Genomic DNA, 3,644 nt, shown 5'->3' on the forward strand with positions numbered 1-3,644 from the left:
CGCGAGCCGGAGCGCCCTGCGCCCGCCGCGGTCGTCCATCAGCGACCGGCGGGACCGGGGACGCCCTGGACCGCGGCGCGCGCCCGGCGGCCGGTGCGGGTCTGGGATCTGGTGCTCACGATCGTGCTGCTCGCGGGCGAGTTCGTGCTGACCGCGCTGCTGTCGTACTTCGGGCTGTTCCTCGCGATGGCGAGCGATGCCTGCATGGGTGGCAACGACTGCGACTCCGGGCTGATCGGCAGCGGAGTGCTCGTCGCTGCGGGCGGCGTCTGGATCGGGATGCTCGTGGCGCTGGTGGTGTCGATCGTGCTGCTGATCCAGCGGAGGATCGCGTTCTGGGTGCCGATCGCGGGCACGGTCCTGTCGGTCGTCGCCACCATCGTCGGCGCGGGGATGGCGATGGCCGGGACGGGGACGTGAGCGGGGTGCCGGCTCCGTCGGCCGTGGTGTCCCGGCGACCGGCGCGGGTGTGGGACCTCGTCCTCACGATCGTGCTGCTCCTGGCCGAGGTCTGCGCGACGCTGCTGCTGACCTACGTCGGCCTGTTCTCGGGCATGGCGAGCGACGGCTGCATGGGCCGCGACGACTGCGACTTCACCCTGCTGAACTGGGGCGTCCTGATCGCGGCGGGCGGGGTCTGGATCGGGATGCTCGCCGCGGTCGTCGCGTCGATCGTGCTGCTGATGCGGCGGCGGATCGCGTTCTGGGTGCCGATCGCCGGGACGGTGCTGTCGTTCGCCGCCACCGTGATCGGCATCTGGATGGTGACGGTCAGCACGGACTGATCGGCGCTCAGTAGCTGTCCCAGCCCGGCTCCCAGTCGGGCTCGTCCGGCGGCACCCAGTCGTCCTCGGGCGGGGCGGAGGAGACGGGCGGGCCCGAGGTGCGCTCGGACGCACCGCCGCCGAACGCGGGGCGTGCGCCCTTCGCCGCGCCTGCACCGCCGGAGCGGGCGGCACCCGAGCGGGCGGGGCGCCGGGGAGCGGGCTCCTCCTGGTTCGCGTCGGGCTCGGCGATCTCGGGGGTCTCGCCGGCGACGACGGCGAGCACCGCGGCTCCGTAGGTCACGAGCTTCTTCTGACCGACACCGCCGATGATGCTGAGCGCATCGATCGTGGCGGGCTCGGCGGTCGCGATCTCGCGGAGGGTGGCGTCGTTGAAGACGATGTAGGCGGGCACCGACTGGGCGCGGGCCTGCGCGGCCCGCCACTCGCGGAGCCGCTCGAACAGCGGCTGCGCCTCGGTCGGCAGGTCGGACACGGTCGAGCGCCCGGAGCGGGACGACCCGCTCGAGCGGGCGGGCTTCTCGGGCTCCTGCCGCAGCTCGACCTTCCGCTCGCCGCCGAGGACGGAGCCGGACGCCGGAGTGATGACGAGCGTGCCGAAGCCGTCGTCGTTCACGCCGAGCAGCCCCTGCGCGAGCAGCTGGCGCGCGACTCCGCGCCACTGGGTGTCGCTCAGGTCGGCACCGATGCCCCAGGTCGACAGCGCGTCGTGACCGTGCTGGGTGGTGCGCGGGGTGGTCTTGCCGCGGAGGATGTCGATGACGTGGCCGGCCCCGAACTGCTGGTTGCGCTCGCGCTTGAGCCGCACGACGGTCGAGAGGAACTTCTGCGCGGCGACCGTGCCGTCCCACGAGGCGGGGGGCTCGAGGCAGGTGTCGCAGTTGCCGCAGGCCGTGCTCTCCTGGCCGAAGTAGGCGAGCAGGTTCACGCGGCGGCACTGCACGGTCTCGGACAGCGCCAGCATCGCGTCGAGGTGGGCGGACATCCGCCGGCGGTGGGCGAGATCGCCCGGCGACTCGTCGATCATGCGGCGCTGCTGCACGACGTCCTGCAGGCCGTAGGCGAGCCACGCGGTGGACGGGAGTCCGTCGCGGCCGGCGCGGCCCGTCTCCTGGTAGTAGCCCTCGACCGACTTGGGCAGGTCGATGTGCGCGACGAAGCGGACGTCGGGCTTGTCGATGCCCATGCCGAACGCGATCGTGGCGCAGACGATCACGCCCTCCTCGCGGAGGAAGCGCGACTGCGCGGCGGCGCGCACGCGGGAGTCGAGACCGGCGTGGTACGCCACCGCGTCGAAGCCCGCGTTGCGCAGCGCCTCGGCGGTGGCCTCGACGCTCTTGCGCGACAGGGCGTAGACGATGCCCGCGTCGTCCGCGTGCTCGCGGCGGAGGAAGTCGATCAGCTGCTTGCGCGGCTCGACCTTGTTGACGATCCGGTACTGGATGTTGGGCCGGTCGAAGCTCGAGACGAAGTGCCGGGCCTCGCCCATGTGCAGGCGCGTGGTGATCTCGCGGTGCGTCGCCTCGGTCGCCGTGGCGGTGAGCGCGATGCGCGGGACGTCGGGCCAGCGCTCGGCCAGCTCGCCGAGGGCGAGGTAGTCGGGCCGGAAGTCGTGCCCCCACTGGCTCACGCAGTGCGCCTCGTCGATCGCGAAGAGCGCGATGCGGCCGCGGGCGAGGAACTGCTTCATGCCCTCGTTGCCGAGGCGCTCGGGGGCGACGTAGAGCAGGTCGAGCTCGCCGTCGAGGTAGGCGCGCTCGACGCGGGCGCGCTCGCCCGGGTCCTGGGTGGAGTTGAGGAACTCGGCCCGGACGCCGTTGGCGCGCAGGGCGTCGACCTGGTCCTGCATGAGGGCGATGAGGGGCGAGACGACCACTCCGGTGCCCTCGCGCACGATCGAGGGGATCTGGTAGCAGAGCGACTTGCCGCCGCCGGTGGGCATCAGGACGACCGCGTCGCCGCCTCCGATGACCTGCTCGACGATCTGCTCCTGCTCGCCGCGGAAGGAGGAGTAGCCGAAGACCTTCTCGAGGATCGCCTGCGCGGGCGTCGGAGAACCGGGCTGCTCGGCGAGCGGGAGGGCGGTCGCGGTGGTCTCTGTCACCCGGGGAACTCTACCCGCCGCCTCCGACGGCGCTCCGGGTCCCACCGAGGCTGGGGAGAGCTCTCGGGAGGCGCGGCTGGGGAGGAGTCAGAGCTCGGTGATGGTCCTCGTGTCGCCGTCCCAGAAGCGCACCCCTGCGAGACCGACCGTGAACGGCTCGCCCAGCAGCGGGACGGCCCGGGCGAGATGCTCGGCGCGGAGGCGGCGCGAGACGCTCACGTGCGGTGTCCACGACTCCGGGAGCGAGGTGGGGACGCCTCCGGGGACCGCGGCGACGGTGCGCCGGTGCAGCGCGTCGAGGGCGGGCGAGCGGACGGCGCCCCAGGCGAGCACGAAGCGGCCCGCGTGCGGGAAGAGCAGGACGGCGCCGAGGTCGACGCTCGCGGGGAGCGGACCGAGGGCGCCGGTCGCCGGGCAGGGCAGCTCGGGGCCGGCGACGAGCGTGATGTGGGGGCGGTTGCTGTCGGAGCGGTGCAGGGCGAGGCTCGGGATCCCGGCGGCCTCGAGCGCCTCCCACTGGCTGCGGACGCGCGTTTCGGACTCGGGATCGAGCAGGAGTTCGACGCTGCGCATGCGTCCATCCTGCCGCGGCGGGCGCGGGGCGGTGCGGGCTCGCCGTTCCGCAGGAGTTGCGGTAACGGCGCGCGCTTCCCGCAACTTCTGGAGGATGGACGGGCCCGAGGACGGGCGACGACGTCGAGTGCGCAGGAGTGGTCGTAGTCGAGCTCGAGTACGACGACTTCCGAGGAGCCGAT

The 3,644-nt window shown here is 73.1% G+C and carries 4 protein-coding genes; 2 read left to right on the forward strand and 2 right to left on the reverse strand.

Translation table 11 applies throughout. The features are described 5' to 3' along the window. The coding region (locus B0T42_RS18775) for a DUF6264 family protein (RefSeq protein WP_077224485.1) at positions 1–420 on the forward strand (420 nt) is incomplete at its 5' end. Beyond that, entirely contained in the window at positions 417–785 is a 369-nt protein-coding gene (locus B0T42_RS18780) for a hypothetical protein (protein WP_139344597.1), read from the forward strand. The genes B0T42_RS18775 and B0T42_RS18780, both read left to right, overlap by 4 nt. Before the next feature lie 7 nt (positions 786–792). On the opposite strand, the gene recQ is transcribed toward B0T42_RS18780, so the two are convergent. Then, complete coding sequence (gene recQ / locus B0T42_RS18785; protein ID WP_173892359.1) at positions 793–2,889, reverse strand: DNA helicase RecQ; 2,097 nt, start codon at positions 2,887–2,889, stop codon at positions 793–795. 87 nt (positions 2,890–2,976) lie between these two features. After that, positions 2,977–3,462, reverse strand: a complete 486-nt coding sequence (locus tag B0T42_RS18790) for a 2'-5' RNA ligase family protein (protein WP_077224488.1) — start codon at positions 3,460–3,462, stop codon at positions 2,977–2,979. Positions 3,463–3,644 lie beyond the last annotated feature (182 nt).

Source organism: Rathayibacter rhapontici (assembly GCF_001995175.1).
Lineage (GTDB): Bacteria > Actinomycetota > Actinomycetes > Actinomycetales > Microbacteriaceae > Rathayibacter.